General features: G+C 53.3%; 29 protein-coding genes. 24 read left to right on the forward strand and 5 right to left on the reverse strand.

The genetic code is table 11. The annotated features are described in order from the left end of the window. Nucleotides 1-14: 14 nt before the first annotated feature. The gene (locus ABC336_RS30705; protein ID WP_413242292.1) at nucleotides 15-1,670 is read left to right on the forward strand and encodes an extracellular solute-binding protein; all 1,656 of its coding nucleotides are present in this window, start codon (nucleotides 15-17) and stop codon (nucleotides 1,668-1,670) included. A 155-nt stretch (nucleotides 1,671-1,825) separates the two neighbouring features. Here the strand turns inward: ABC336_RS30705 and trhO are convergent, their stop codons facing one another. Continuing rightward, entirely contained in the window at nucleotides 1,826-2,722 is an 897-nt protein-coding gene (gene trhO, locus ABC336_RS30710) for an oxygen-dependent tRNA uridine(34) hydroxylase TrhO (RefSeq protein ID WP_413242293.1), read from the reverse strand. A gap of 196 nt (nucleotides 2,723-2,918) precedes the next feature. Between trhO and ABC336_RS30715 the strand changes: the two genes are divergently transcribed. From ABC336_RS30715 to ABC336_RS30765, 11 genes are all read left to right on the forward strand, one after another. After that, nucleotides 2,919-3,482: a pyridoxamine 5'-phosphate oxidase family protein gene (locus tag ABC336_RS30715; protein ID WP_413242294.1), complete on the forward strand. Its 564-nt coding sequence runs from the start codon at nucleotides 2,919-2,921 to the stop codon at nucleotides 3,480-3,482. 476 nt (nucleotides 3,483-3,958) lie between these two features. After that, the gene (locus ABC336_RS30720; RefSeq protein ID WP_413242295.1) at nucleotides 3,959-5,794 is read left to right on the forward strand and encodes a cache domain-containing sensor histidine kinase; all 1,836 of its coding nucleotides are present in this window, start codon (nucleotides 3,959-3,961) and stop codon (nucleotides 5,792-5,794) included. Then, on the forward strand, nucleotides 5,794-6,969 hold the full coding sequence (locus ABC336_RS30725) for a response regulator transcription factor (RefSeq protein ID WP_413242296.1): 1,176 nt from the start codon (nucleotides 5,794-5,796) through the stop codon (nucleotides 6,967-6,969). The genes ABC336_RS30720 and ABC336_RS30725 overlap by 1 nt, the downstream gene beginning before the upstream one ends. 179 nt (nucleotides 6,970-7,148) lie before the next feature. Next, nucleotides 7,149-8,420, forward strand: a complete 1,272-nt coding sequence (locus tag ABC336_RS30730) for an ABC transporter substrate-binding protein (protein WP_413242297.1) — start codon at nucleotides 7,149-7,151, stop codon at nucleotides 8,418-8,420. Between the two features lie 208 nt (nucleotides 8,421-8,628). Beyond that, nucleotides 8,629-9,510, forward strand: a complete 882-nt coding sequence (locus tag ABC336_RS30735; RefSeq protein WP_413242298.1) for a carbohydrate ABC transporter permease — start codon at nucleotides 8,629-8,631, stop codon at nucleotides 9,508-9,510. Next, nucleotides 9,507-10,328, forward strand: coding sequence for a carbohydrate ABC transporter permease (locus tag ABC336_RS30740; protein ID WP_413242299.1), 822 nt, complete (start codon nucleotides 9,507-9,509; stop codon nucleotides 10,326-10,328). The genes ABC336_RS30735 and ABC336_RS30740 overlap by 4 nt, the downstream gene beginning before the upstream one ends. A 20-nt stretch (nucleotides 10,329-10,348) precedes the next feature. Then, on the forward strand, nucleotides 10,349-11,050 hold the full coding sequence (locus ABC336_RS30745) for an N-acetylmannosamine-6-phosphate 2-epimerase (protein WP_413242300.1): 702 nt from the start codon (nucleotides 10,349-10,351) through the stop codon (nucleotides 11,048-11,050). Beyond that, entirely contained in the window at nucleotides 11,047-11,946 is a 900-nt protein-coding gene (locus tag ABC336_RS30750; protein ID WP_413242301.1) for an ROK family protein, read from the forward strand. Before ABC336_RS30745 ends, ABC336_RS30750 begins: the two co-directional genes overlap by 4 nt. A gap of 2 nt (nucleotides 11,947-11,948) precedes the next feature. Next, nucleotides 11,949-12,638: a copper homeostasis protein CutC gene (locus ABC336_RS30755; protein ID WP_413242302.1), complete on the forward strand. Its 690-nt coding sequence runs from the start codon at nucleotides 11,949-11,951 to the stop codon at nucleotides 12,636-12,638. Between the two features lie 42 nt (nucleotides 12,639-12,680). Next, the gene (locus tag ABC336_RS30760) at nucleotides 12,681-14,168 is read left to right on the forward strand and encodes an alpha-L-fucosidase (protein ID WP_413242303.1); all 1,488 of its coding nucleotides are present in this window, start codon (nucleotides 12,681-12,683) and stop codon (nucleotides 14,166-14,168) included. Between the two features lie 1,010 nt (nucleotides 14,169-15,178). Beyond that, nucleotides 15,179-15,367, forward strand: a complete 189-nt coding sequence (locus ABC336_RS30765; RefSeq protein WP_413242304.1) for a hypothetical protein — start codon at nucleotides 15,179-15,181, stop codon at nucleotides 15,365-15,367. A 58-nt stretch (nucleotides 15,368-15,425) separates the two neighbouring features. On the opposite strand, the gene ABC336_RS30770 is transcribed toward ABC336_RS30765, so the two are convergent. Further along, nucleotides 15,426-15,818 carry a hypothetical protein gene (locus ABC336_RS30770; RefSeq protein ID WP_413242652.1) on the reverse strand — a complete coding sequence of 131 codons (393 nt, stop codon included), beginning with the start codon at nucleotides 15,816-15,818 and terminating at the stop codon, nucleotides 15,426-15,428. A gap of 204 nt (nucleotides 15,819-16,022) precedes the next feature. Continuing rightward, a complete protein-coding gene (locus ABC336_RS30775) occupies nucleotides 16,023-16,769 on the reverse strand; it encodes a sensor domain-containing protein (protein ID WP_413242305.1) in 747 nt (248 codons plus the stop codon). A 195-nt stretch (nucleotides 16,770-16,964) separates the two neighbouring features. Here ABC336_RS30775 and ABC336_RS30780 point away from each other — a divergent pair, with 195 nt between their 5' ends. After that, the gene (locus ABC336_RS30780) at nucleotides 16,965-17,387 is read left to right on the forward strand and encodes a VOC family protein (protein ID WP_413242306.1); all 423 of its coding nucleotides are present in this window, start codon (nucleotides 16,965-16,967) and stop codon (nucleotides 17,385-17,387) included. Between the two features lie 62 nt (nucleotides 17,388-17,449). Here the strand turns inward: ABC336_RS30780 and ABC336_RS30785 are convergent, their stop codons facing one another. Beyond that, a complete protein-coding gene (locus tag ABC336_RS30785; protein ID WP_413242307.1) occupies nucleotides 17,450-17,833 on the reverse strand; it encodes a VOC family protein in 384 nt (127 codons plus the stop codon). Beyond that, nucleotides 17,830-18,135, reverse strand: coding sequence for an ArsR/SmtB family transcription factor (locus ABC336_RS30790; protein WP_413242308.1), 306 nt, complete (start codon nucleotides 18,133-18,135; stop codon nucleotides 17,830-17,832). Before ABC336_RS30790 ends, ABC336_RS30785 begins: the two co-directional genes overlap by 4 nt. Nucleotides 18,136-18,361: 226 nt before the next feature. On the opposite strand from ABC336_RS30790, the gene gvpQ reads away from it, so the two are divergent. The 11 genes from gvpQ (at nucleotide 18,362) to gvpU (ending at nucleotide 23,568) form a co-directional block, all read left to right on the forward strand. After that, nucleotides 18,362-18,889: a gas vesicle protein GvpQ gene (gene gvpQ, locus ABC336_RS30795; protein ID WP_413242309.1), complete on the forward strand. Its 528-nt coding sequence runs from the start codon at nucleotides 18,362-18,364 to the stop codon at nucleotides 18,887-18,889. A 27-nt stretch (nucleotides 18,890-18,916) separates the two neighbouring features. Next, nucleotides 18,917-19,186: a gas vesicle structural protein GvpA gene (gvpA, locus tag ABC336_RS30800; RefSeq protein ID WP_413242310.1), complete on the forward strand. Its 270-nt coding sequence runs from the start codon at nucleotides 18,917-18,919 to the stop codon at nucleotides 19,184-19,186. A gap of 74 nt (nucleotides 19,187-19,260) precedes the next feature. Then, the gene (gene gvpO, locus ABC336_RS30805; RefSeq protein ID WP_413242311.1) at nucleotides 19,261-19,563 is read left to right on the forward strand and encodes a gas vesicle protein GvpO; all 303 of its coding nucleotides are present in this window, start codon (nucleotides 19,261-19,263) and stop codon (nucleotides 19,561-19,563) included. A gap of 29 nt (nucleotides 19,564-19,592) precedes the next feature. Further along, nucleotides 19,593-20,363 (forward strand): GvpL/GvpF family gas vesicle protein, encoded by a 771-nt coding sequence (locus ABC336_RS30810; protein ID WP_413242312.1) that lies wholly within the window; start codon nucleotides 19,593-19,595, stop codon nucleotides 20,361-20,363. After that, nucleotides 20,360-20,623: a gas vesicle protein GvpG gene (locus tag ABC336_RS30815; protein WP_413242313.1), complete on the forward strand. Its 264-nt coding sequence runs from the start codon at nucleotides 20,360-20,362 to the stop codon at nucleotides 20,621-20,623. Before ABC336_RS30810 ends, ABC336_RS30815 begins: the two co-directional genes overlap by 4 nt. 4 nt (nucleotides 20,624-20,627) lie before the next feature. Beyond that, nucleotides 20,628-21,455, forward strand: a complete 828-nt coding sequence (locus ABC336_RS30820) for a GvpL/GvpF family gas vesicle protein (protein WP_413242314.1) — start codon at nucleotides 20,628-20,630, stop codon at nucleotides 21,453-21,455. Further along, entirely contained in the window at nucleotides 21,452-21,745 is a 294-nt protein-coding gene (locus tag ABC336_RS30825; RefSeq protein ID WP_413242315.1) for a gas vesicle protein, read from the forward strand. Before ABC336_RS30820 ends, ABC336_RS30825 begins: the two co-directional genes overlap by 4 nt. Further along, a complete protein-coding gene (locus ABC336_RS30830; RefSeq protein WP_413242316.1) occupies nucleotides 21,699-21,995 on the forward strand; it encodes a gas vesicle protein K in 297 nt (98 codons plus the stop codon). The genes ABC336_RS30825 and ABC336_RS30830 overlap by 47 nt, the downstream gene beginning before the upstream one ends. A 4-nt stretch (nucleotides 21,996-21,999) precedes the next feature. After that, on the forward strand, nucleotides 22,000-22,341 hold the full coding sequence (locus ABC336_RS30835; protein WP_413242317.1) for a gas vesicle protein: 342 nt from the start codon (nucleotides 22,000-22,002) through the stop codon (nucleotides 22,339-22,341). Continuing rightward, complete coding sequence (gene gvpT, locus ABC336_RS30840) at nucleotides 22,331-23,140, forward strand: GvpT/GvpP family gas vesicle accessory protein (protein WP_413242318.1); 810 nt, start codon at nucleotides 22,331-22,333, stop codon at nucleotides 23,138-23,140. The genes ABC336_RS30835 and gvpT overlap by 11 nt, the downstream gene beginning before the upstream one ends. A 20-nt stretch (nucleotides 23,141-23,160) precedes the next feature. Then, nucleotides 23,161-23,568 (forward strand): gas vesicle accessory protein GvpU, encoded by a 408-nt coding sequence (gene gvpU / locus ABC336_RS30845; protein WP_413242319.1) that lies wholly within the window; start codon nucleotides 23,161-23,163, stop codon nucleotides 23,566-23,568. Nucleotides 23,569-23,678 lie beyond the last annotated feature (110 nt).

Raw genomic sequence — 23,678 nt, forward strand, 5'->3', positions numbered from 1 at the left:
TGGGGGAATAAGGGATGAGCAAAAGAAAAAAGCTAACGATGTTCATGGCCATCATGGTGAGCGCAAGCTTACTGGCGGGATGCACAAATAACAGCAATGGCGGCAGCTCCGATACGGAGACGCCCCCTCCAGCGAATACGGATAATGTCGGCGATGCCGGCACAGATAACGAAGGGTTTCCCGACTATTCGCAAGGCTTCCCGGAAACCGTTACCCTGGACATACCGGTATATGAGCGCGCATTCGAAGGCTGGAACGTTACCGATAATTACTATACCCGCTGGATCCAGCAGGAGTTTGGCGAGCAATTCAACGTAAATGTCAATTTTGTCCCCATTACGCGCAACAATGAAGTGACGGATTTCGAACAGCTGCTTGCCGCACGCAAAGCGCCGGATATTATCTTCCATTATGATATGCCGCAAGCGCTGGCGTACTATGGCGAAGATGTCATGCAGCCGCTGGATCTGGAGGAGATCGCAAACTACGCTCCGACTTACTGGGCAAATTTGGGCGAGACGATCCAGCAGTACGGCGTCGTAGATGACCAACATATCTTTTTCTTCGCAGCACGGCCGGACACGGACAACTTCGTCAACCTGATCCGCAAGGACTGGGTAGAGCAAGTAGGGATGAAAGTAGAGGATTTGACTTCACTGGAGAAATACAATGACATGCTGGTGAAGTGGAAGGAAGCGGGACTCGGCGTCACCGGCGGTGCGCTCACTCGCAACAACTATGTCTACAGCTATCCATTCCGCGATTGGCCGATCGATCCGCAAGAGCGCGCGCTGTATTCGGATCTTGCTGTAGCGGACTTGACCACACCGGCAACGGAAGGCTGGCTGCGCAACCTGAGTTATCAGTTTAATAACGGCCTGATCGACAAAGAGTTTTATCTGCGCGACGACGACGGCAAGATCAAGTCCGAGTTTGTGGCAGGCCGGACAGGAACGTACGGTTTCTACCTGGCCAGCAACACGGATGTGTTCGAAGCAACCCTGAAAAATAATCCGCAAGCCGAATTCGCAGTCGTGCCTCCCGGAGCAGGCGTGCCTGAAGGCAAAGTTCCGCAAGCTAGAGCCTACTGGCCGTTTGGCTTCATCATGGGCATCAATTATATGTCCACTGCGGAAGAGCGCGCCGCAGTCTGGATGTACCTGGAGTGGATGAGTCAGCAAGAAAATCTGTTCTTCCTGCAAAACGGCGTGGAGGGAGAGAACTATACCCTTGATGAGGAAGGGCTCCCCCAAAGAAACCCGGATTTTACAGGAGCATCCGTCCTGGCGCAAAACAACAATAAGGATTACTGGGCACTCGTCACGGAAACCGCGATGTTCGAAACTCCCGAGCTGACATTGAAATACAATCTTCGGAACTGGGCTCCTCCAGGGTATGAGCAGATTGCCGAGGATATGATCAGATATCGCGACGAGACAGCTGAGTACCGGACGCCAGATGCGCTGTTTACAGTCGTACTGGAGAAGGTGAACGATTACAAAGCGGACTTGAATTCGCTCTTCCAGGAATTGTATCTGGATATTGTCCTTGCCCCCGAGGCGGACTTTGAAGCGAAATACGAAGCGGCCAAACAACGCTACCTTAATGCGGGCTACCAGGAAATCCTGGACGAAAAACAGCAAGCCATCGACGCCGGTCAATTCCGGTAAAAACAAGTCAAGTAAATGGGACAAATGATGACTATCTAGTATGCCGGCCTATGTCTGCTCTCGAAGCAGCATAGGCTTTTCCCTATCCGCCATGGATACAAAAAAAATCGAAAGCACGTCTCTGCGGAGGGACGTGCTCACAAGTGGGGCTGTACTTAGCCAATATTGACTTTAGTGTCATGCTGAAAACAATCGTCCGAGCAGTAGCTCTGGTGTTCTTCCAGACAATCGTCACATACCAGATGCTGCAGATGGCATGTATCGTCAGCGCAGTTAATGTAGTGGTCAGTCGGGGTATCGCAGTGGTGGCATCTGCCGACGGTAATGTCCTCATCCGTCTGATTGACGCGAACCGAGATACGCTCGTCGAATACGTACATCTTGCCGTCGAACAACCGTCCCTGCACTTCCGGATCCTTGCCGTAGGTAACAATGCCGCCCTCCAACTGGGCGACGTCGCTGAAGCCTTCACTTATCAGAACGCCAGTCAGCTTCTCGCAGCGAATGCCGCCCGTGCAGTAAGTCAGAATCGTCTTGTCTTTGGCATCCTTCAGGTTGTTGCGGATCCATTCGGGAAATTCGCGGAACGACTCCACTGTCGGACGGATCGCATTGCGGAAGTGTCCGAGGTCGTATTCATAATCGTTGCGACCATCCACGACAATGACATCATCGCGCTGGAGCTGTTCATAGAACTCTTTTGGCGATAAGCGCTTGCCACTCGTAACGTTCGGATCAAGCGGAGTTTCGTAGCGCAAGGTGACCAATTCTTTCTTGGGCCGGACGAACAGCTTCTTGAAGGCGTGACCGTCATGCTCGTCAATCTTGAACACCATGTCTTGGAAGTAAGGGTGGGCGTGCATATAGGCCATATACGCATCCGTCTGCTCCACGGTGCCGGAGAGCGTCCCGTTGATGCCTTCTTCGGCTACTAGGATCCGACCTTTGACACCAAGCTCCTTGCAGTATTCCAAGTGCTCCTTGGCAAAGACTTCATGATCTTCAATGTGGACATATTTATAGTACAACAAGATTCTGTATTGGTTTTCCATGTTGATTCTCCTGACTGAGCTATGATTATTGGGGAGGATCAGGCTCGACCTTCCTCTTACCTGCGGTGAAACATGTCTATTATACAACATGTCATTTCAATAGTGTAGTGATGAGTGTAGTCTTCAAAATAGAGCGCTTTATTTGACGCCCAGAATGTCATACAATGGTTTTAAATTCGAATCGGGGGGGATCTGAATGGGGAAACAATTTCCAGCATTACTCGCGGAGCATATGGCCTTTATCCGGGAGCAGCACATGTTCTTTGTCGGTACGGCTCCATTATCGGGGGAAGGGCATGTCAATCTGTCGCCGAAAGGACATGACACGTTCAGGATCCTGTCCGAACGTCAATTCGCCTATCTGGACCTGACCGGAAGCGGCAATGAAACCAGTGCGCATCTCGAAGAAAACGGCCGCATCACGATCATGTTCTGCGCATTCCAGGGGCCGCCGAACATCCTTCGCCTGTACGGAACCGGGACGGTCGTGTTGCCGGAGCATAGCGAGTGGGAGTCGCTGTATGCCAGGTTTGATCCGATTCCCGGAGCTAGACAGATTATCGTCATCGATATACATAAAGTCCAGACGTCCTGCGGGTATTCGGTGCCATTCATGTCTTACCAGAAGGAGCGGGACACACTCCAGCGGTGGGCGGAGCACAAAGGCGAGGAAGGATTGCGCAGCTACTGGCTAGAGAAGAATATGAGCAGTCTCGACCAACTGCCGACATCGCTAGCAAAAAAAGGGGAAGCTAGATGAATGCCGACAAGGAACTTATCTTCAACAGGCCACCATTTGTCGCCCATCCGCTGGGACGATAAACAATTCGAGAATGGATACGATAGGTTTATGGCCTATGGATAAATTAATTCATTTAATTATTAATGAGATTAATAAATCGGACCAATCAATGCACAACTTCTCTCCCTAGACTGGGGACAGCTTCTGTTATAAGGGCAAGCCGGTGAATGAAGATAAGAAAAAGGCCGATCAAGCGCTATCCCTATTAAAATAAAGAACGCCAAGGCAGAGTTTTGATGAGATTGCCAAACGTCTCAAAGCCGCAGGCAATATAAAGGAATAGGTCCACGTTACGAACGCTAAGCTCCCAGCAGGGGCTTGGCGTTTTTGTATTGACAGCTTCGGTAGGAATGGGAGAAGATACTTAATGGTATACCCCCTTAAGATGATATATTAGTTAACATGGAAGATTTTGAAATCCTAGAGGTGACATCATGATCAGGCATTGGCGCAAGCTTTCGTTTCAAAGCAAGCTGTTGTTGCTGTTCTTCATGTTGGGCGTAATCCCGTCGGTCTGCATTGGTACAATTGCCTATCAACGTTCGGTTAGTATGCTGGAAGACCGAGTATTGGCCAACTTCGAGGTGATCGCGGACCAATTGAACGAAGCGATCGAGCGGGAAGTCGAGGATGTGGATCAGTTCAGCACGTTTCCGTATTTCACCCCCGAAATCTTCCGCATCTTGAACCAAAGCTATCTTCCCCGCGAGGAATGGGGCTATCAGGAGATCGATACGCAGCAGCAGTTCGCTAGACTGCTCACGACCTATCCTTCCATTTTTTCCACCATCCAAGGAATCGTATTATATAGCAGCACCGGCAACATCTATGGCTATCAGGTAAGCGACCGCTCTTCCATCAACGATAAGGTAGATCCGCGCCAAGAGAACTGGTATGCCGAGACGCTTCGTCGGGACGGGGGAATCTCCTTCTCCGGCCTGCGCCGGGAGACGCAGTTCAACAGTCCATCCTTCCTGACGATCACCGCGTCGCGTGTGCTGCTGGACGAGAATTTCAAGAAAATCGGCGTCATGGCCGTTCACATCACGCCAGACTTCATCCAGAAGCTGGTCCGATCGTTCAAGCTCGATAACATGCTGGTCATCGTGGAGGATCAATACGGACAGATCATCTACGCCAATCAGCCGGATGAAGCGGAAGCGATGCACCAGACGATACGTCCCTCGGCGGAAAGCAGTCCGCAGAGCGGTCAGATCACCAAACAGACGACAGACCACAAGACGGATGGGATAACCGGCGTCTATGTCCGAAGCGATTATTTGGGTTGGACCAGCTACCTGGTCATGGACCGGGAAGAGCTCTTGCAGGATGTCAATGCGATCCGTGACTTTACGATCCTGCTCATCTTTATCGTCGCTGCTGCGGCAGGCATCGCCTCGTTCCTGTTGGCCAGAGGGTTATCTCAGCCGATCCGCGCACTTATCGACTCGATGCGAGAGGTCGAGCGAGGCATGTTCAAGATCCCCGAGACAGCGGAGAACTCCGGCGAGATGGGTCACTTGCAGTACAGCTACAACCGCATGGTACACAGGCTGGACGATCTGGTGCAGTCGATCGAAGAGAAAGAGCGTCAGAAACGGGAGGCGGAGCTGTATGCGCTGCGCGCCCGCATCACACCGCACTTCCTGTACAACACGATCAATTCGATCCGCATGCTCGCCATGCTGCAGCAGAGCCAACAGATCGAGAAGCTGTTGAAAGCACTTAACATGCTGATCCGCGCCAATATCAAGCTCGACCGGGAGCTCGTGCCGCTGGACTCGGAGCTTGAACTGCTGCGCAATTATGCCCATTTGATGGAACTGCGATACACCGACCGCTTTGAGGTAACCTGGGATGTCCGTGAAGATACGCTGCAAGCAGCGGTACCGCCGATGATCCTGCAGCCGATCATGGAGAATGCGATCTTCCACGGATCGCTTCAGAAGGATGGGAAGATTCGGATCCATGTCTCCGCAAGACGAGAGGGGAATGAGCTGCTTATCGGCATCAGCGATGACGGTCAGGGCATCCTGCCGGAGATCCTGGACCGCATTAACGGCGTTGCTCCTTCTGGCAAGACCGCTGGAGGGGATACCGATTATGCAAACATCGGCATCGCCAATGTACGCGACCGGATTCAACTCCGATTTGGCCATCCCTTCACTTTGCATATCGACAGTCGGGTGAATGTCGGGACAAGCGCGACCTATCGCCTGCCGTATCTTATGAGCGCTTTGCCATCAATGAACGGGGAGGAAGAGTTGTAATGTGGAACTTGCTGGTGGTAGAAGATGAAGCCATCGTGCGCATGGGATTGAAGTACATGGTGGACTGGGAGTCGCTCGGTATATGCTGGAAGGCCGAAGCGTCCAATGGTCTGGAAGCGCTGGATGTGATCAGGCAGGAGGATATCCATATCCTGATGACCGACATTCGCATGCCGGGCATGGACGGTCTGGAACTCGCACGCACGATCAAGTCATTTAACGAGGCGATACAAGTCATTTTCATCAGCAGCTTCGAGGATTTCCCCTATGTGAAGGAAGCGGTGAAGATCGGCGGCGTCGACTATCTGCATAAGCCGACGATGGAAAAAAACGAGGTAGAGCAGGCACTCCAAAAAGCAATCTTGCAGCTGACCAAGCGCAAGGAGCATCAACATAAGCCGGACATGGAGGCGCAACTTAAGGAGTCCTTGCTGCAGCTGCTGACGGACACGAACGCCGAAGCGTTGGACGGGGTGCTGGCCTCCCCTCAGCTGGCCTGGCTTCAAGCGGGCTATCAGCTTGCCGTCCTGCATTATGGTGAGGAGCTGGATCTGTCTGATCAGGCAAGCCGGGCCCGTTACCATTCCATCTATACCTTCGTCGAGAATTATATTGCCGAGGATTGGGGAGGCGTGCTCCTCAACCGGGGCAATGAGCAGCTGATCTGGATTATGCCATCGACCTCTCTCTCTGGAAAAGCGGCCAACCCGGGGGCTTATCTGGAAGAGTTGAACCAGCAGCTGAAGACGATGATGAACCTGCCTTTGCATTACGCGTACAGCTCCACAAGAGACGATGGCAGTCTGCTCCGCGATGCCTTCGAGGAGTGCCTCGCTTCCGGCGAGATCGGCAGTTTGCAGACCGGAGGAGTCGTACGTCTGGCGATGAGATATGTCGAAGAGCATCTTCTGGAGGACGTGTCGCTCTCCAAAGTAGCCGAAGCTGTGCATGTCAGCACCGGACATCTGAGCCGTGTGTTCTTGAAAGAGACAGGCGAGCATTTCAGCGAGTATGCCACCCGCAAAAAAATAACCCATGCCAAGAAACTGCTTCGGGAGACCAATCACAAGGTGTACGATATCGCTTCCGAGCTTGGCTATGCGAACCCGCACTATTTCAGCAAGCTCTTCAAGGATGAGGTAGGGATGACGCCGCTTGAATTCCGCAACAAATAAGGCCGGAGTAAATAATCATAGGAAATATCAAATCTTATCTAGTTTGAAAAAATCAAAACCGTTTTCACTAAAAAATCGTCGCATTCCTCATCCAAAATCACAAGTTTTGATCGTAGAAAACCTGACGTAGTTACAGTACCATGAGGACGTAGACAAAGAATAATGTCAGGGAGGTTAACATGATGAAGATGAAAAGAACGCGGATGTCCATGGCTGCATCGCTCATCCTGGCCGTCGTCGTGGCCGGATGCGGCAGCAACAATACAGGCGAGAGCAGCGCCGGGGGCGGGGAAAACGCCGGGAGCAATCCGGTCACGCTGAAGCTGACGACTTGGAACCCGATCAGCGAGACCGTATTGGACCGATTCCATGAACAGTATCCTCACATCACGATCGAGCATGATAAAGTGTATGATCAGTTCCGCGAGATCATACGTACCCGCATGGTATCCAAAGCGGATATGGATATGACCTGGCTGTTCCCCAATCAGGTGGTGGAATTCTCCAGAGAAGGCATGCTGATGGACATCTCCGGCAGCCCCTGGCTGGACAACTATCTGGAAGCGGCCGTCAATCTCGGAACCGTGGACGGCAAAACTTACGGCGTACCTTACAACAGTCAGCCGATCCTGATGTTCTACAACAAAACACTCTTTGACGAGCTTGGTCTGGAGGTTCCCGGGTCATGGGAAGAACTGATGGCAGTCAGCGAATCGATCAAAGCAAGCGGTGTGGCGCCATTGGTGATCGGCAGCCGCGACGGTTGGGCAACGCAGTTTATTACAACCGCGCAATTCGGCTTGTACCAGAGCGATAATCCGGACGTATTCACTCAGATGGCGAGCGGTGAGAAAAAGTGGACCGATCCGGAATTTGCGGGGTATTTTGACGGCATGATGGAGTTGGTGGATAACGGATATCTGCTGGAAAACTCCGTTGGTCTTAGCTATGACCAGGTGGCGCAAGTGTTCAAGGAAGGCCGTGCAGCGATGTGGCCGATGGGCGAGTGGGGCTATAGCGAGAACTTCGATGACAGCTTCTCTGCATTCGAGCTGGCCGCGTTCCCGATCCCTGTGAATCGCGGCGATGAACCGCTCGTCACCAACCTTGTCTCGGACAACCTGCTCGTAGGCGTATCCTGGAGCAAGCATCAGGAAGAGATCAAGCTGTTCATGGAGTTCATCGCTGATCCGGAGATTGCTGAGATCTGGTCGGAAGAAACGAAGCAGGCCGTTACCGTCACGGGGGGAACCTCCGAGACGTACAGTCCGCTGACGGAGACTTTCCAGCCGCTGATCGATGCCAGCGAAGCGCAGATCTTCCCGAGCATGACGCCTGCCATCGAGCCGGTCATGTTCCCGATCTTCCAGCAGATCCTGCTGGGCGAGAACGTCGATGCAGCCCATCTGCTGGAACAGATGCAGACTGCGCAAGACAGAGACGTTAAGTAAGTTCTGAATCGAATGCATAGTATACGGGGCCCTCGCAAAGTTATCTGTTAACGCTCCGAAGTCCAGACATCACTTTGCGGGGATTTTTAATCTTATCGCTTATATATTTCCGGGGCCCCCCGCAAAGTACCTGAGTACGCTTCGAAGCAACTCCCCACTTTGTGGGGTTATTTTATACCCATTTTTGAAATTGGGACGGTGTTTTTCCATGAAAATCATGAACTTCCGAAATTATCTGCTGTTTATTGCACCCGCCCTGGCGCTCTACCTCGTGTTTTTTGCAGGCCCGATCTTCAGTGGACTATATTACGGCTTTACCGACTGGAACGGCTTCTCGTTCAATGCCAATTGGGTCGGGCTGGACAACTTCAAAAATGCCTTTAGCGATCCGCTGCTGACGACAGCGTTACGAAATATGGCGATCTTGTCGATCGTGGTCATTGTACTGCAGCATACCTTCGCCATCCTGCTCGCCGTCCTGCTGGACCAGAAGCTGAAGGGCATCGTCTGGATCCGGGCCATCATCTTCTTCCCGGTCATCCTGAACACGGTCGTAATCGGCTATGTGTGGAGCTACATGTATGCGCCTATGGTCGGCTTCTTCCCGAAGATGTTCGAAGCGCTGGGCCTGCACAGCCTGGCTGCACTCGACTGGCTAGGGGATCCGAGCCTGGCAATCTATGCGATCGCTATCGTCATGGTGTGGCAGTATACTGGCTACTCGATGATGATCTATCTGGCAGGACTGCAGTCCGTGCCTTCCGATATCTATGAGGCTGCCGACATCGACGGTGCCGGAGCTTGGAAGAAATTCTGGAACGTGACGATCCCGCTCCTGATCCCATCCATTATCGTCAATACCGTATTATCGGTGATCGGCTGTATGAAGATGTTCGAGCATGTGTTCATCATGACGCAGGGCGGTCCGATGAACTCCACGCAGACGTTCGGCACGCTGATCTACCAATTCGCGTTCAGAACATCCCAGATGGGCTACGGCACCGCCATTGCCATGATCTTGTCTGTCTTGATCATTGTCGTAACGCTCATCCAGATCCGACTGCTCAGCCGATTGGGGGTCCAGCAATGAGTATGACCGCAACTCAGAAGAGTTTAACCTATGTTGTACTGTTCGTTGCCGTACTCTGTGTGCTGTTGCCGATGGCGGTCATGGTCAGCGTGTCGCTGCAGACGCCGTCGACGGTCAATCCGCTTGGACTGCCGCAGGACCCGCAGTGGTCCAACTATAGCGAAGCGTTCAGAACCGGCAATCTGTTGCCTTACTTCCTCAACAGCTTGATCGTACTCGTCATGACGACAAGCGTCGCGATCTTCGTCGCCGTGCTGGCAGCTTACGGGCTTCACCACGGTCAACGCTACAAGTCTGGAGCAGTGTCTACCTTCTTCCTGATGGGTCTGATCCTGCCTGTGTTTTCCGGAACGATCCCGGTCTTCCTCCTCATGAGGGAGATGGGGCTGCTTAACACACACATGGGTCTGTCGCTAGTCCAGATCGCTTCCGGACTCGCGCTGCCGATCTTTTTGTATGTCAACTTCTTGAAGACCGTACCGAGCGAGATCGAGGAGGCGGCTTGGGTGGACGGATGCGGACCGTGGCGTATCTTCCTGAAGATCGTATTCCCGCTGACACTGCCGATCACGGCAACCTGTATTATCGTCGTCGCTATCGCGTCCTGGAATGACTTCTTCAATCCGCTTGTGTTCCTGTCATCGCCGGACATGCGTACGTTGCCAGTTGGACTGATGGCCTTCAAGAGCCAGTACAATACGAACTGGCCGCAGATGTTCGCCGGCGCATCGCTGGTGGCGCTGCCGATTATCATCCTGTATACGTTTGTGCAAAGATTCATCATCAAAGGACTCGTTGGCGGCGCCGTCAAGGGGTAACGAAGAGAGGGGAATGCCCAATGTCCAAGCAACTGATCCCAGCCGGCGGGCTGGTGGTGTCATGCCAGGCGCTGGAGGATGAACCGCTGCACGGAAGCAGCCATATGGCCGCTATGGCCCGCGCGGCCAAGCAAGCGGGGGCTGTCGGCATCCGGGCCAACAGCCTGGCAGACATCCGGGCGATCAAAGCAGCGGTAGAACTGCCGGTCATCGGCTTGCTCAAACGGCAGGTGGAAGGGTACGATGTATTCATCACGCCGACTGTAGAGGATGCGGAAGCCGCAGCCGCGGCAGGAGCCGATATCGTCGCCATCGATGCGACGAGCCGGCCGCGCCCTGATGGCAAGACGCTGGAAGAGACGCTCGCACTGCTGGGGCGCCGGGGCATCGCGGTCATGGCCGATGTCTCGACCTATGAAGAAGGGCTACAGGCTGCAGGGTGGGGAGCCGAGTATGTGTCCACTACCCTTTGCGGGTACACGGCAGCTACGGCGGCGACCGTGCTCCCGAATCTCGATCTCGTGCGAAGGCTCGCAGAGCAACTGGACGTGCAGGTTGTTGCCGAAGGCGGCATCTACGATCCTGCCCAGGCAGCGACAGCCCTGCAGCTTGGAGCGGATTTCGTCGTCGTCGGCTCGGCCATAACGAGACCGCAGTGGATCGCTTCGCGTTATGTTGCCGCGATGCAGCAGGTCGCCGAAGGGCGGCAGTCCGAGACATGAGCGAGCGTTGGATCGGAATCGATGTAGGCGGGACAGGCATCAAAGGCGCGTTGGTCGACGCAGCAGGCACGATTCACGAGACATGTGCGCTGCCGACACCGGTAGCCCTGCAAGCGGAAGGGATCGAGCACTCGATCCTCGGGGCGATCCGTGAGCTGCTTGCCTCCGGCGCCGCCGTGGCAGGCATCGGCGTCGGCACGGCAGGCCGGATCGACTCGCGTGAAGGCACCGTCGTCTATGCCACCGACAATCTGCCGGGCTGGAGCGGCCGGACGCTGCGCGCGAACCTGATGCGCGAGCTCGGGATGCCCGTCGTCGTGCACAATGATGCCAATGCCGCCGCAATAGGCGAAGGCTGGCTCGGCGGAGCGAGCGGTGCCCGTCATTATGCGATGATCACGCTCGGTACCGGAGTCGGGGGCGCCATCGTCCATAACGACCGGCTCATCACAGGACATCACTGGGCCGCCGGTGAGTTCGGCCACTCGATCCTGTATCCGGACGGGTTGGCCTGCAATTGCGGTCAGCGCGGCTGCCTGGAGCAATACGTCTCAGGCACGGCACTGGACCGGGCCGCGCGAGAGATAGAGCCTGGCTGGGATGCACAGCAGCTGATGGAGAGTTACCGGATCGGCGATGAACGGGCGAAGCAGGCGGTCGGCAGCTTCCTGCGCGATTTGAGCGTAGCGCTGCATTCGGTCCAGGCGATGTTCGATCCGGAGCGGCTCGTGATCGGCGGCGGCGTAGCCGAATCGCATCCGCTATGGTGGGACAGCCTGCTCCGCCGGCTGGCGGCCATCTCGTCCCAGCCGATCCGCATCGAGCCGGCGAGACTCGGCAATCGGGCCGGGCAGCTTGGCGCTGCCAGAGCGGCGATGTTGAAAGGGGAAATGTAACCATGCTGTTAGAGGTCATAGCCACAACATATGAAGATGCCGTCATCGCCGAACGAAATGGAGCCGACCGCATAGAACTGATCACTGCCTTCACCGAAGGCGGACTAACGCCATCGATCGGCACGGTTGCTGCGGTGCTGGAGGAGGTCCGTATTCCTGTTCGGGTGATGGTCCGTCCGCATGCCCGGGGATTCATGTACTCCGCCGACGATATCCGCATCGTGCGCAGCGATATTGAGCAGATCCGCAGCGTCGGCGGGCGCGAGATCGTGCTCGGCCTGCTCCGCAGCGACCGGACGATTGACCTGAAGGGGCTGGAAGAGCTGCTGGCTGCAGCCAAAGGGATGAAGGCGACCTTTCACCGTGCGTTTGACGAGGTGCGTGACCAACATGAAGCGTTGTCCTTACTCATGCAGTATCCTCAGATCACAGATATCCTGACCTCTGGCGGCCAATCGACAGCTCCTGAAGGAGCCGCACGGCTGCGCAGCCTGCATGCCGCCGCCTCGGCGACCGGCTCGATCGGCATCCTCGCCGGGAGCGGCTTGTCTGCCGCCAACATCGCGGATTTTATGCAGCAGACCGGGATCAGGCGCCTCCATGTCGGCACCTCGGTACGGCGGGCAGGAAGCCCGCTGACAGAGATCGAACCGGAACGATTGCAGGCCATCCGTGCCATCATGAAACCGTGACGGAAGAGCTGGAGTATACATTTTTCGAATAGAGGTGCATCCATGGATCATCAGGACACGTTGAAGCAGACCACGAATACGAAGATACAGGAACAAATCAAGGCAGGGCCATTCGAGCCGGAGTGGGCATCTCTGAGCAACTACAGCGTCCCCCGGTGGTACGAAGACGCCAAGTTTGGCATCTTCATTCATTGGGGCGTCTATTCGGTACCGGCGTATGCCACGGAATGGTATGCGCGCAACATGTATCTCGAGGGCACACCGGTTCATGAACATCACGTAAAAACCTACGGACCGGTGGACCAATTCGGCTACAAGGATTTCATCCCGCAGTTCACGGCGGAGAAGTTCGATGCGGACGAGTGGGCAGCGCTGTTCAAGCAGGCCGGAGCAGCATTCGTCATGCCGGTAGCCGAGCATCATGACGGGTTCGCCATGTACGACAGCCCGTTCTCGGAATGGACCGCCGTCAAGATGGGGCCGAAGCGCGACGTGATCGGCGAGCTCGCTACGGCGGTACGGCGTCATTATATGATGTTCGGCGTATCCAGCCATCGCGCGGAGAACTGGTGGTACTACAACGGCGGCCGACAGATTCCGTCTGATGTGCAGGATCCCGAGTATGCCGAGCTGTACGGTCCGGCCCAGCCGACCCATGGCGATGCAGCGCTGCCGCTGCCCATCCTGCCGCCCAACGAGGAGTTCTTGCAGGACTGGTTCGTACGAACCTGCGATCTGATCGACCGTTACGGCCCTAGCGTGCTCTACTTCGACTGGTGGATCGAGCAGCCGGTATTCAAGCCATATCTGAAAAAGCTCGCTGCCTATTACTACAACCGTGCGCAGGCTAATGACCAAAATGTCGTCATCAACTACAAGTTCGATGCTTTCGAAGAGGGCACCGCCGTCTACGATCTGGAACGCGGGCAGCTGGATACAATCAACGAAGCCGTCTGGCAGACCTGTACGTCTGTAGGCGAGACGGCTTGGTGCCATATCGCAGACCACAAGTACAAAACCTCGGCTACACTGATCGGCGATCTGGTCGACATCGTGAGCAAGAACGGCGTGATGCTGCTGAACGTCGGTCCGAAAGCGGATGGCACGATTCCGGAGGAGGAGCAGCTGCTGCTGCGCGAGATCGGGCAATGGCTGGCTGTAAACGGCGAGGCGATCTATGGCACGCGGCCTTGGAAGGTGTATGGGGAAGGGCCGACCGAGATTGTGACGGGCACCTTCAACGATACAAAGCGCAAGCCGTTCACTTCAGATGACGTGCGATTTACAACCCGGGGCGAGAACATCCTGTATGCTACGGTGCTGGGTTATCCGGAAGATGGGGTGGCGCGGATCCAGACGCTGGGTACGGGTGCGAAGCAGTTGAGCGGACAGGTCGATTCTGTGGAACTGCTCGGCTCGAAAGCTCAGGTAGAGTGGACCCGCAGCGAGCAAGCGCTGGAGGTACAGATCCCGGAGCAGTACAAGGGTTGCGCTGCTTTTGCCCTGAAGATCGTGTGTAAAACTTCATAACCTTTTACTAAACCCACGTCCCACGTGGGTTTTTATTTTGTGACAGGATCCGCTTGCGGACACAGCAGGCTCTATATTAACAAAACCGTCGTGCGGAAGGGCCTAACTGGACAGACGATCCGTTAATAGCTGGTTTCTTGGTCCAATTCAATCTCTTCAATGCAAATAGCGCATCGTCTGTCCGCTAACTACTGCAAATGCGGTTCATTGTGCAGAGTAGCGTCTACTGTGTCCGGGAACAAGGGACAGAGCTCTAATAATTATCATTGCCTAGTGGTAATCCCTTCACTAAAACCTTATTAAGATTTCCATATCAAATGAAATTTAGTTCATAGGGGAATATACCGCAGCTTGTTCATTTTTCGTTAGTGCTCGACTCGAAGCCCATTTGCAGAAGATATCCGTCTGAGTCTCACAATCTCGCCAATCAGAAGAGGCACGATAAAAAACACGCCAAACACCGTGCCAAACGCTACCCAGGCGAGCATGGAAACACCAGGATCTTCAATAAACAACAAGCGTCTATACAGCCAATACAACGAAACGCCTAGGCTGGCTACACCGCACACCATAGACCAGACTCGATGGTTTCCTTTAGAGGCAACGAAGTAAAGCATCACCATAACGGGTAGAAACATCCCCAGCTCGTAGTCGCGCAATATAAACCCGCAATAACAAATAGTTGCTATTACCAAAGACAATGCAGGTCGCGACATTCTCCAATAGATCGATCCGCACCCGATGACAACGGCCGCAAACGCCAGCCAATCGGTGGATCTGGCGTTTATATGTTGGATTAAAATGAGTGGTTCGACTCTACACTTTGTCCATATCCACTACATCGATAGATTCATATAAATGTAAAGATTCGTCAAATCAAGGAGGAAGCACGACATACGCAAAAGAGTAGGAATTAGAAAGGTGAAAAATACGGTCAAACCATTACAAGCAGTAAAAAAATCGAATGGCATCCGGTCGATTAGCGTTGCCAAGTCAATGGACGCTCGGTCGTGATCGACAATCCGCAAAACAACACGTCCTTCTTTAATCCCGGGAGAACGATTAACATTAGACGTTTCCTTCGGAACGGCACCAATGATATCGTGATCGCTGCTTTCAACTTCCCGTCCAACGATAACCGGAGCAGCAATAATCCCGCTGGCGTCCTTGCACGTATCCAGATTGAGCTGGAAGACTGATCATGAGTGCCAAAAGGTAGCCGTTCTTGTGATGGCTACCTTTTTACAATGAAACACGTCATTTGACGAGTCTGTGGACCACTATGCCTGCAATTCCGGTTATTGCGCCAACGACTGCTCCCGTGGACAAACTGCTCAGGAATGCGAAGCCTCTTGTAATGACCGCATGAGCCGCAGGAGGGAGGTTGGATAAATTGCCTCCGAGCGTAGGCGGCGTATCAAACGCTTGCGACCATAGCAGCTGATGCATGAGTCCCAGCATAACCCCGTACAGCAAGCCAATCGTCAGCAGCGCCGTGAAGGGGCGGGGCGTCCTGCTCCGAAGCACGACGACGATCCAGATCAGCGGCGGGACGAAGACGAGTAGCAGGTTGACGAAGCTCCCCGGCTCAACCCATCCCAGATCGTGGGCAATTACCCGCGGCACACCGATTATTGCCAATAATATCATTGTTCCGGGCGATATACCCAACCTGTTTTTTGCAGCAGTTGCCATGTTTTTAACCCTCCGCATATATTAGGATAGGCAAAGCATAGCAAAACAATGTTGTGAACCTGTGACGATCGGATGCGCAATGCATGATATTGCCATGTGCAGGTACTCAGGATTGTAAACATAGAAAAAGCCGCTGTTTGCGGCAGTGTTAGACCTAATTTAGTTGACAGGCGGAAAGCTTCGTTCGGATCGGAAGGGGCTGGACTCACTGTCCATCATGCTGAAGGGGAACTCGCTGTCCGGGTTGGATTCATCCGAGCTAGGTTGACGCTCCGGTTCGGGACCCGAGATGCTCAGGATCCAAGCCGCGTATAGGCGGCCAAGCCCTTTCATCAGCAGCGGCTGCAGCAATGTAAGCAACAGTCCGACTCCACCGGCAATCCAGGAGCGGTGGGCGCTCGTCAGTTCCCAGTCGACCAGCCTGTCCAATCCCCAGGACTGCGCGAACAGATCAAACTCAAACCATCGCATGCCAACTTCATAAGCGGCCGGCGAGAGCAGCACCGCAAATGCTGTAGTCGGCAGTACGATGGCAAAAGTGAATGCCGCGATGCCGACCGGCAGCTGGAGGATCCCAAAGAGGATCGCCCGATATGATCTTCCGTCCTTCATAACCGAAGAAAACCAGGATTTCCAGCCTTGCTGCGCTCCGCCAGACGACCCTTCTTCGGCAGGAGCGGCAGGGTACTCCTTGCCCTGAAGCCAGCCTTCAACGAACTTCGCCTCGTCGACCATAATTCTACGACTCAGAACTAACGTTCCGGCTAGCAGCGGCAGACCGATCAAGACGACTGACAAGGGGAGGCTGACAGATAGCCCGGCCACGATAATTATAAATGCCCCGATTCCTTTCGGGAGAGAGAGGACAAGCATCTTCCAGGCCAGTAAGGCGCTCGGTTTTCTCATGTGCACAACCACGCTTTCTCGTAATGTAGCTCCCATTGTAACCTTTCCTTGCGTAGCGTATCATCCATCTGACGGATGAAGCTGAGCCGGACCTAAGTCCAGGTTCGGCTCTGGACCCTGCCATGAAAGCAATCGAGAAGAAACCGAGTCGGCACCAACCTGCTATGATGAACAAAAAAGGAGCTGATCCCATCCATGACCATTCAACTGACCCCCTATCTCAACCTGCAGGGAAACGCAAAGGAAGCGATCCGCTTTTACGAACAGGCCTTGGGTGCTGAAGTCCTTTCCCTCGTTACCTATGGTGAAATGCCCGATATGCCCAATACCTTTACAGAAGAGCTAAAAGAACTGGTTGCACACGCGCTGCTTCGTGTCGGCAACTCAGAGCTTATGTTCTCCGACGCTCCGGCCGGTTCGAATATCCCTCAGGGCAAACAGGTGACCATCTGCATCACCACGAGCAGCGTGGAGCAATCGAGACAAATCTTCGAGGCGCTGCAGGAGGGCGGACAAGTCAACATGCCCTTCGAGTCAACCTCGTTCAGCCCCGGCTTCGGAGACGTGACGGACCGGTTCGGCATCACCTTTCAAGTCAATACGGACAGCGAACGCTAGATCATTCTCGCAGCTTCTCCATTATAAAAAGCCACCCTCAACAGGTGGCTTCTTCGTTATGTCTAGAGCTGTAACATCTGAATCAGATTGCCGCATGTATCGTCAAACACAGCGATCGTAACGTCTCCCATCTTGGTCGGTTCCATCGTGAATGACACGCCTTCCCCCAGCAGCCGTTTATATTCCATCTGAATATCAGTTACACCAAACATAGTCGCCGGAATGCCCTCGGACGCAATTTTTTCCTGATAGGATCTGGCTGCGGGATGTTCATTGGGCTCCAAAACCAGCTCTGTACCATTCTCATCACCGGGAGAAGTAACTGTAATCCATCTGTGCTTGCCCATAGGGACGTCTCGTTTCTTCACAAACCCCAGCGTGTCCGTATAAAACTGCAGTGCCTTTTCCTGATCCTTAACAAATAGACTTGTCACAATGATGTTCATTTGTCTTCCTCCTCGGGATGATGTTTATCGGTCCATGTGTCCAGTAACCCTACGAGCGGCTCGGGGTGGAAGATCACGACTCTGTACTTGCCCTGCTTCTCTGATGTGACGAGCCCTGCCTCCTCCAACGCTGCAAGGTGCTTAGCGATTGCCTGTCGCGTAAGGGACAGACCATGGTTCGAGATCAGCCTAACCGTTAGTTCATACATTGTCTGCGCATTGCGCTCGCATAGTTCATCCAGGATCAGTCGGCGGGTAGAATCACTAAGCGCTTTGAAGATCGCATCTTTATTCCTCTGCATATCTTGATTATAGGCAACCCGCAGGTTGCGTGTCAAGCTCGTAAACTATACTATAATTGCGCTCCAATCCGCGTTTAGATAATCGTGTTTTATTAAAATTTTCTTACTTATTGGCTGTTATTGCAGTCAGAACAGGGACTTCCTGTTTCTTCCTACTATTGAGGCGTTTTATTCGACTTTCCGAGTGGTAATGGCAAGCAATGCAATTCGAAAGGGGGACCGGCAGTTGAGTTCATCAACGAATGACTCCAAAGAATCGCACGCTGGCCAGGATGAGGCCAGTCTCGCCGAGAAAGCGAAGGAAGGCGTCAAGCAGGTTGCCGGCAAGATCGTGGACAAGACTGCGGGCGCCGCTAAGGAAAAGATCAAGGATAAATCCAAGGAATGGATCACAGATCAGCTGAAATCCAAATTTCAAGAAAAAGTGCAAGAGAAGGCCGAACATGCTGCGGACAAGCTGGAGGATGTCAAGGAGAACAATGCCGACACGGTCCACAGCTTGGCTGATCAAGCCAAGGAGAAGGTGCAGGACGTCCTGCTGGACGTCAGGGAGAAGCTTAAGAAATTCAAGGAGGCGGGGGAAGAGTTCCAGCGTAAAATCTCCTCTAATTCCTCCGAATCCCGGCTAAAAGGCGTAGGTCAGATCAAAGGAATCAGCCAGATTAAAAGCGCCAGCCGGATGAAAGGCCTTCAGCAGATGAAAAGCTACCGCAACATGAAGGGATATACCGACATCAAAAAACGCGGCTCGTAGTCGAGCTCTGGAAGGAGTGCATGCAAGATGAGTATTCAAAAAAGTACGGATAGCTCAAGCTTGGCGGAAGTCATCGACCGTATTCTGGATAAGGGGGTCGTCATTGATGTGTTTGCCCGAGTCTCGCTGGTCGGGATCGAACTGATCACCATTGAGGCCAGGGTTGTCATTGCCAGTGTAGATACGTGGCTTCGTTATGCGGAGGCGGTAGGACTGTTGCGTGACGAAGTACTGGAAGAGGGTCTGCCGCGCGGCGACCGATCGAGTGACCGCGGAAGTCTGCAATTAAGTATCTAGACGGTGTCGGCTACCGGAGCTCTTCCCTGAGCTCCGGCAGCTACTTTCTAATGAAGGGAATGTGAGAGCAGAGGATGGAGATCAAGAAGATCATGCAAGCGGCCAATGAATTCTTTGCGGAGCATATCGCTACGCCTCACAAGATCACTTCAGTGGAACAGCGGACTGTAGATGACGAAGGCAATAAAGACGAGGGCTGGAACCTGACCATCGAGGTGATCGAGGAAAAAGAATACATGAAACGGTATGCCAAGGATGAGATGCTGGGCGTATATCAGGTGTCCATGAATAAAAAGTATGAGATCACCTCTTACTCCCGTGTCGGCCGGAGATTCCGCAGCTCAGTGGGCGACGGGCACGGCAGAGACTATGCTTAATAATTGAAGAAAAGCAGGTGAGAACGCAGATGGAGGAAATGGGGTATTACGTTTTTTGCGCCGTTCAAACGGAAGGGGAGGAAAGGGAATACGGTCAGGCCGAGCTGGCCGGAGCCGGCCGTCAGCTGCTGACGGTGCACTATAAAGATTCCGCCCTAATCGTGGCGGAGGTCCCCTTGAAAATCTACCACCCGAATAAGGACAATCTGATGGCGCATCAAGCCGTCGTGTCCAAAGTGATGACCCAGAGCGATACGGTCATTCCGATGAGCTTTGGCAATGTGTTTAAGAGCAAGGAGGACGTGGCCGTCCTATTGGAAAGCCTTTATCCGCAATTTGCCGTCTTGTTCCCGGAGATCAAAGGAAAGATCGAGCTGGGCTTGAAAGTAATCGGCAAAAAGGAGTGGCTCGAGAACGAGATCCGCAAACGACCACAGTTCGCGAAGGCCAAAAGGGCTGTTCATGGCAAATCAAAGGATGCTGCCTACTATGACCGGATCCGCCTCGGCGAGATGGCGCAAAAGCTGATGAGTGAGCTGCGCAGCGATGTGAAAGGCACGTTGTTTGAATCGTTGAAAAAAATCTCTGCCGCCGCAAAAGCGAATGAGCCGACAAGCGAGACGATGCTGCTCAATGCCGCGTTTCTGATCGATCGGGATCAGGAGAAGCATTTTGATCGGGAAGTCAATGCAGCCAATGATAAGTGGAAAGACCGCGTAGAGTTTAAATATACCGGCCCATGGGCGGCGTATAACTTCATCCATATCAATCTTCAGATCCAGGCCGAGGGTCAGCGATGATCATCAAGCTTCTTACCTCACCGATCCAGATGGTGATGAAAGTGGGAGAGAAGGTACAGGAAGAGGTACATAAGGAGCTCTATGATCTGTCGCATATCCAGCAAAAGCTCATCCAGCTGCAGATGATGTATGAACTGGAAGAGATCTCGGAGGAGGCCTATAAATCGATGGAGGAAGACCTGCTGACCCGCTACGAAATCGCCAAGCAACTGGAGATGAAGCAATGGGAACAGCGGATCTCCAATCAGAAGGGAGGATGATGCAATGCCGACATTCATCTATGTCTATGGTCTTATCCCGTCGCCAGAGCTGGAACTGACGGCCCTCCCATCCTTCGTGGGGATGGACGGCGCCAACCATGCCTATGCGCTGCCGCTTGGCGAGATTACGGCAGTAGTCTGCGAGCTCGATGATGCCGAGTATGGGGAGGAAGCGCTTCAGGAGCGGATGAACCATGACATGGCCTGGCTGCAGGAGAAAGCGATGCATCATCATGAAACGCTCCTGATGCTTAACAGCCGATACACGCTTATCCCGATGAAGCTCTTCACGATCCACAAGAGTCAGGCCAGCCTGGAGCACAAAGTGGATAACGCCAGGGAGCCGATCACAGCACTCTTCGCAAAACTCCGAGACCGCGAGGAATGGAATGTCAAGATCTTTTGCAACGATGCTGCGCTGAGAGAAAGGGTAAAGCTGCAGGACCCGGTGATCGCTGCGAAACAACAGGAGATCAGCGGACTATCGCCAGGGCGGCAGTTTTTCGAAAAGAAAAAAATCGAAAAATGGATCGATCGTCAGCTGGAAGAATACAAAAATCAGACTTGCTCCGAACTGCATGATCAATTCAGCCGCTACGCCCAAGCGGAGACGGTAAAACGAAATTGGAGCAAAGAAGCGACCGGCCGGCAGGAAAACATGAGCTGGAATAGCGTGTATCTGCTGCCAAGTAATATGGTGGAGCGCTTTCTCTCGGAGATCCAAGCGAAGAAAGCTGCTTACGAGGATCAAGGATGGACAATTGAGGCCTCTGGTCCGTGGCCAGCATATCATTTCGTGGCGCTGAGCGAACAAAGCGAGCCGGTCGCATGAATACAAGGGAGACGATCGATGCGAACAAAGACGTCACGCTGATCGATATCCTGGATGTCATCCTCGACAAAGGCGTTGCGATCAAAGGGGACCTGATCATCTCAATCGCCGGTGTGGATCTGGTCTATCTCGATCTTCGGGTGCTGATCGCATCCGTCGAAACCCTGGTGCAGTCTTCAACGGCACACCCCGTGCATGAGCTTACATCTGAACAATTCGATCAGCAAAAGGAGGCGTTAATCGATGCAAGCGGACACGATGAAGAGCGGCAGAATCCATTTGGACCCTGATCGGGCCGAACACGGTCTTGCTCAGCTCGTGTTGACCGTGATTGAGCTGCTCAGACAGATTGTCGAACGGCATGCGATCCGGCGTGTCGAGGGCGGGACCTTGACCGATCAACAGATCGAGGACCTCGGTGTCGCCCTGATGAACCTGGAGCTGAAAATGGACGAGCTGAAGCAGATTTTCCATCTGGAGGACGAAGATCTGAATATCGATCTTGGCCCTCTGGGCAATTTGTTGCCAAGAAAGAAGTGAGGATATGGCAGAACAACAACTGATGCCAAACCATGCAAGCACGCTGGTGGACGTCCTGGAGAAGGTACTGGACAAGGGGGTCGTCATCGCTGGCGATATCACCGTCGGCATCGCCGATGTCGAGCTGCTGACGATCAAGATCAGGTTGATCGTGGCTTCCGTAGACAAGGCCAAAGAAATCGGTCTTGACTGGTGGGAGTCAGACCCCTATCTGAATGCAAAGGCAGCTCAACAAGTTGATCTGCAAGAGGAGAACAAGCGGCTGCATGAACGGCTGCAGCTGCTGGAACAAAAAATCGCCGGTCAAGAGAAGCCGGAATCAGGAGGAAACGAACATGGCAGATGAAAAAAACACGAATAAAATCGCGCAAATGGCAGACAATTCGGTCTATCGCTCCATTGCTGGAGGCGTGCTTGGCGTAGGACTGGGACTGATCATGAAGCCCAAGCTCGGCAAGAAGGTCGCTGCCGGTGTCGGTTCAGCCGTGCTAAAAGAAAAAACGAAGGATATGGGCAATACTGTCAAAGAAACGGCGGAGGACATCAAAGATACCGGCGTCGAAAAATCTCAGAAAATCGTAGAAAAAGTCAAAGATAAACTGACCAAAAAGAAGGACAAATCAGAAGCGAAACCAAACGAAGAAGCAGAAGAGCCGGTCTCTCAGGACTCGGGAGACGACGAGCGTTATGAAAAGCTCGAATCGGAGAACGAAGAAATCCAGGATCGTCTGCAGCGACTGGAAGACCAACTGCAGAAGCTGCTAGATTATAGCGAGAAAGCTGCGAAGGACAAGGCATCCAAAGAGGATGAAGATGATGATGAAGATGACGAGGAGGATGAAGACGAAGAGGAAGAAGTAGATGAGGAGGAAGAAAACGACGAGGAAGAAGAAGAAGAAGACGATGATGATGACGATGATGAAGAAGATGAGGAAGATGAGGAAGATGAGGAGGAAGAGAAGAAAACGACCAGCCGCTCGAGCAGCAGATCGAAATCCCCTGCACAAAAGCGCACGACGAGTAAGTCGAATGGATCTGGCAGCAGGCGGACATCATCATCCTCGTCAAGATCGAGAAACAGCAAATCGTCGGGAAACTCAAAAACGGAAACCTCGGTATCAAGAAACGACGATACGTCTAAATAATCGGCGGAAGGAAAGGAGGGATGGCTTTGACTACAGCAGCTTCCAAAGACAGCACGCTTGAGTTTTTTGTGAAAGCGACGAATAAGCATGATTTCTCGTTGGACATTACGTTAAATGTGAGAGGCGCGATGATCTCCGGGACGACTATTTCGGCTTCAGGCTATTTGGAATCGTTGGCGGAGTCATTCGAGGAAGGCAACGAGGTATCTCAGAAGCTGGGTGAGCAGATGCGGAAGGCCGGAGAAGCGGCTGAGGAGTCGGATGACGATGAGCTGCACTTCATCCATCTGAAGGATGCCCAGATCTATCTGGCTGACAACAAAGGGATGCCAACCAGAGGAAAGGTCCTCTGGAGAGGAAGATTAACCGAGGTGGATGGGTACTTTCTTGGGAAAATTACCGAGAGCCGCAGCTCAAGCAGCAGTTAGGCAGCAGGTGCTGCTGGCTCCCTGCCGAAACGCAAAAACACTCCGAAAAGGAGTGTTTTTTGTATTGGCTCCCGGTTATATTTGGATCAGGTTAATCTAACGGCACAAGT

Origin of the sequence: Paenibacillus jepli (assembly GCF_047238105.1) — a bacterium.
GTDB lineage: Bacteria > Bacillota > Bacilli > Paenibacillales > Paenibacillaceae > Paenibacillus_D.

Bases quoted from the DNA above. Each gene is read 5' to 3' on its own strand.
- ABC336_RS30785 (WP_413242307.1), bottom strand. From the start codon at position 17,833: ATGAACATCATTGTGACAAGTCTATTTGTTAAGGATCAGGAAAAGGCA.
- ABC336_RS30825 (WP_413242315.1), top strand. From the start codon at position 21,452: ATGAATACAAGGGAGACGATCGATGCGAACAAAGACGTCACGCTGATC.
- ABC336_RS30755 (WP_413242302.1), top strand. From the start codon at position 11,949: ATGCTGTTAGAGGTCATAGCCACAACATATGAAGATGCCGTCATCGCC.
- ABC336_RS30705 (WP_413242292.1), top strand. From the start codon at position 15: ATGAGCAAAAGAAAAAAGCTAACGATGTTCATGGCCATCATGGTGAGC.
- ABC336_RS30830 (WP_413242316.1), top strand. From the start codon at position 21,699: ATGCAAGCGGACACGATGAAGAGCGGCAGAATCCATTTGGACCCTGAT.
- gvpT (WP_413242318.1), top strand. From the start codon at position 22,331: ATGGCAGATGAAAAAAACACGAATAAAATCGCGCAAATGGCAGACAAT.
- trhO (WP_413242293.1), bottom strand. From the start codon at position 2,722: ATGGAAAACCAATACAGAATCTTGTTGTACTATAAATATGTCCACATT.
- gvpA (WP_413242310.1), top strand. From the start codon at position 18,917: ATGAGTATTCAAAAAAGTACGGATAGCTCAAGCTTGGCGGAAGTCATC.
- ABC336_RS30730 (WP_413242297.1), top strand. From the start codon at position 7,149: ATGATGAAGATGAAAAGAACGCGGATGTCCATGGCTGCATCGCTCATC.
- ABC336_RS30770 (WP_413242652.1), bottom strand. From the start codon at position 15,818: ATGATATTATTGGCAATAATCGGTGTGCCGCGGGTAATTGCCCACGAT.
- ABC336_RS30815 (WP_413242313.1), top strand. From the start codon at position 20,360: ATGATCATCAAGCTTCTTACCTCACCGATCCAGATGGTGATGAAAGTG.
- ABC336_RS30820 (WP_413242314.1), top strand. From the start codon at position 20,628: ATGCCGACATTCATCTATGTCTATGGTCTTATCCCGTCGCCAGAGCTG.
- ABC336_RS30810 (WP_413242312.1), top strand. From the start codon at position 19,593: ATGGAGGAAATGGGGTATTACGTTTTTTGCGCCGTTCAAACGGAAGGG.
- ABC336_RS30835 (WP_413242317.1), top strand. From the start codon at position 22,000: ATGGCAGAACAACAACTGATGCCAAACCATGCAAGCACGCTGGTGGAC.
- ABC336_RS30760 (WP_413242303.1), top strand. From the start codon at position 12,681: ATGGATCATCAGGACACGTTGAAGCAGACCACGAATACGAAGATACAG.
- gvpO (WP_413242311.1), top strand. From the start codon at position 19,261: ATGGAGATCAAGAAGATCATGCAAGCGGCCAATGAATTCTTTGCGGAG.
- ABC336_RS30780 (WP_413242306.1), top strand. From the start codon at position 16,965: ATGACCATTCAACTGACCCCCTATCTCAACCTGCAGGGAAACGCAAAG.
- ABC336_RS30720 (WP_413242295.1), top strand. From the start codon at position 3,959: ATGATCAGGCATTGGCGCAAGCTTTCGTTTCAAAGCAAGCTGTTGTTG.
- ABC336_RS30790 (WP_413242308.1), bottom strand. From the start codon at position 18,135: ATGCAGAGGAATAAAGATGCGATCTTCAAAGCGCTTAGTGATTCTACC.
- ABC336_RS30750 (WP_413242301.1), top strand. From the start codon at position 11,047: ATGAGCGAGCGTTGGATCGGAATCGATGTAGGCGGGACAGGCATCAAA.
- ABC336_RS30775 (WP_413242305.1), bottom strand. From the start codon at position 16,769: ATGAGAAAACCGAGCGCCTTACTGGCCTGGAAGATGCTTGTCCTCTCT.
- ABC336_RS30715 (WP_413242294.1), top strand. From the start codon at position 2,919: ATGGGGAAACAATTTCCAGCATTACTCGCGGAGCATATGGCCTTTATC.
- ABC336_RS30745 (WP_413242300.1), top strand. From the start codon at position 10,349: ATGTCCAAGCAACTGATCCCAGCCGGCGGGCTGGTGGTGTCATGCCAG.
- ABC336_RS30740 (WP_413242299.1), top strand. From the start codon at position 9,507: ATGAGTATGACCGCAACTCAGAAGAGTTTAACCTATGTTGTACTGTTC.
- ABC336_RS30725 (WP_413242296.1), top strand. From the start codon at position 5,794: ATGTGGAACTTGCTGGTGGTAGAAGATGAAGCCATCGTGCGCATGGGA.
- gvpU (WP_413242319.1), top strand. From the start codon at position 23,161: ATGGCTTTGACTACAGCAGCTTCCAAAGACAGCACGCTTGAGTTTTTT.
- ABC336_RS30735 (WP_413242298.1), top strand. From the start codon at position 8,629: ATGAAAATCATGAACTTCCGAAATTATCTGCTGTTTATTGCACCCGCC.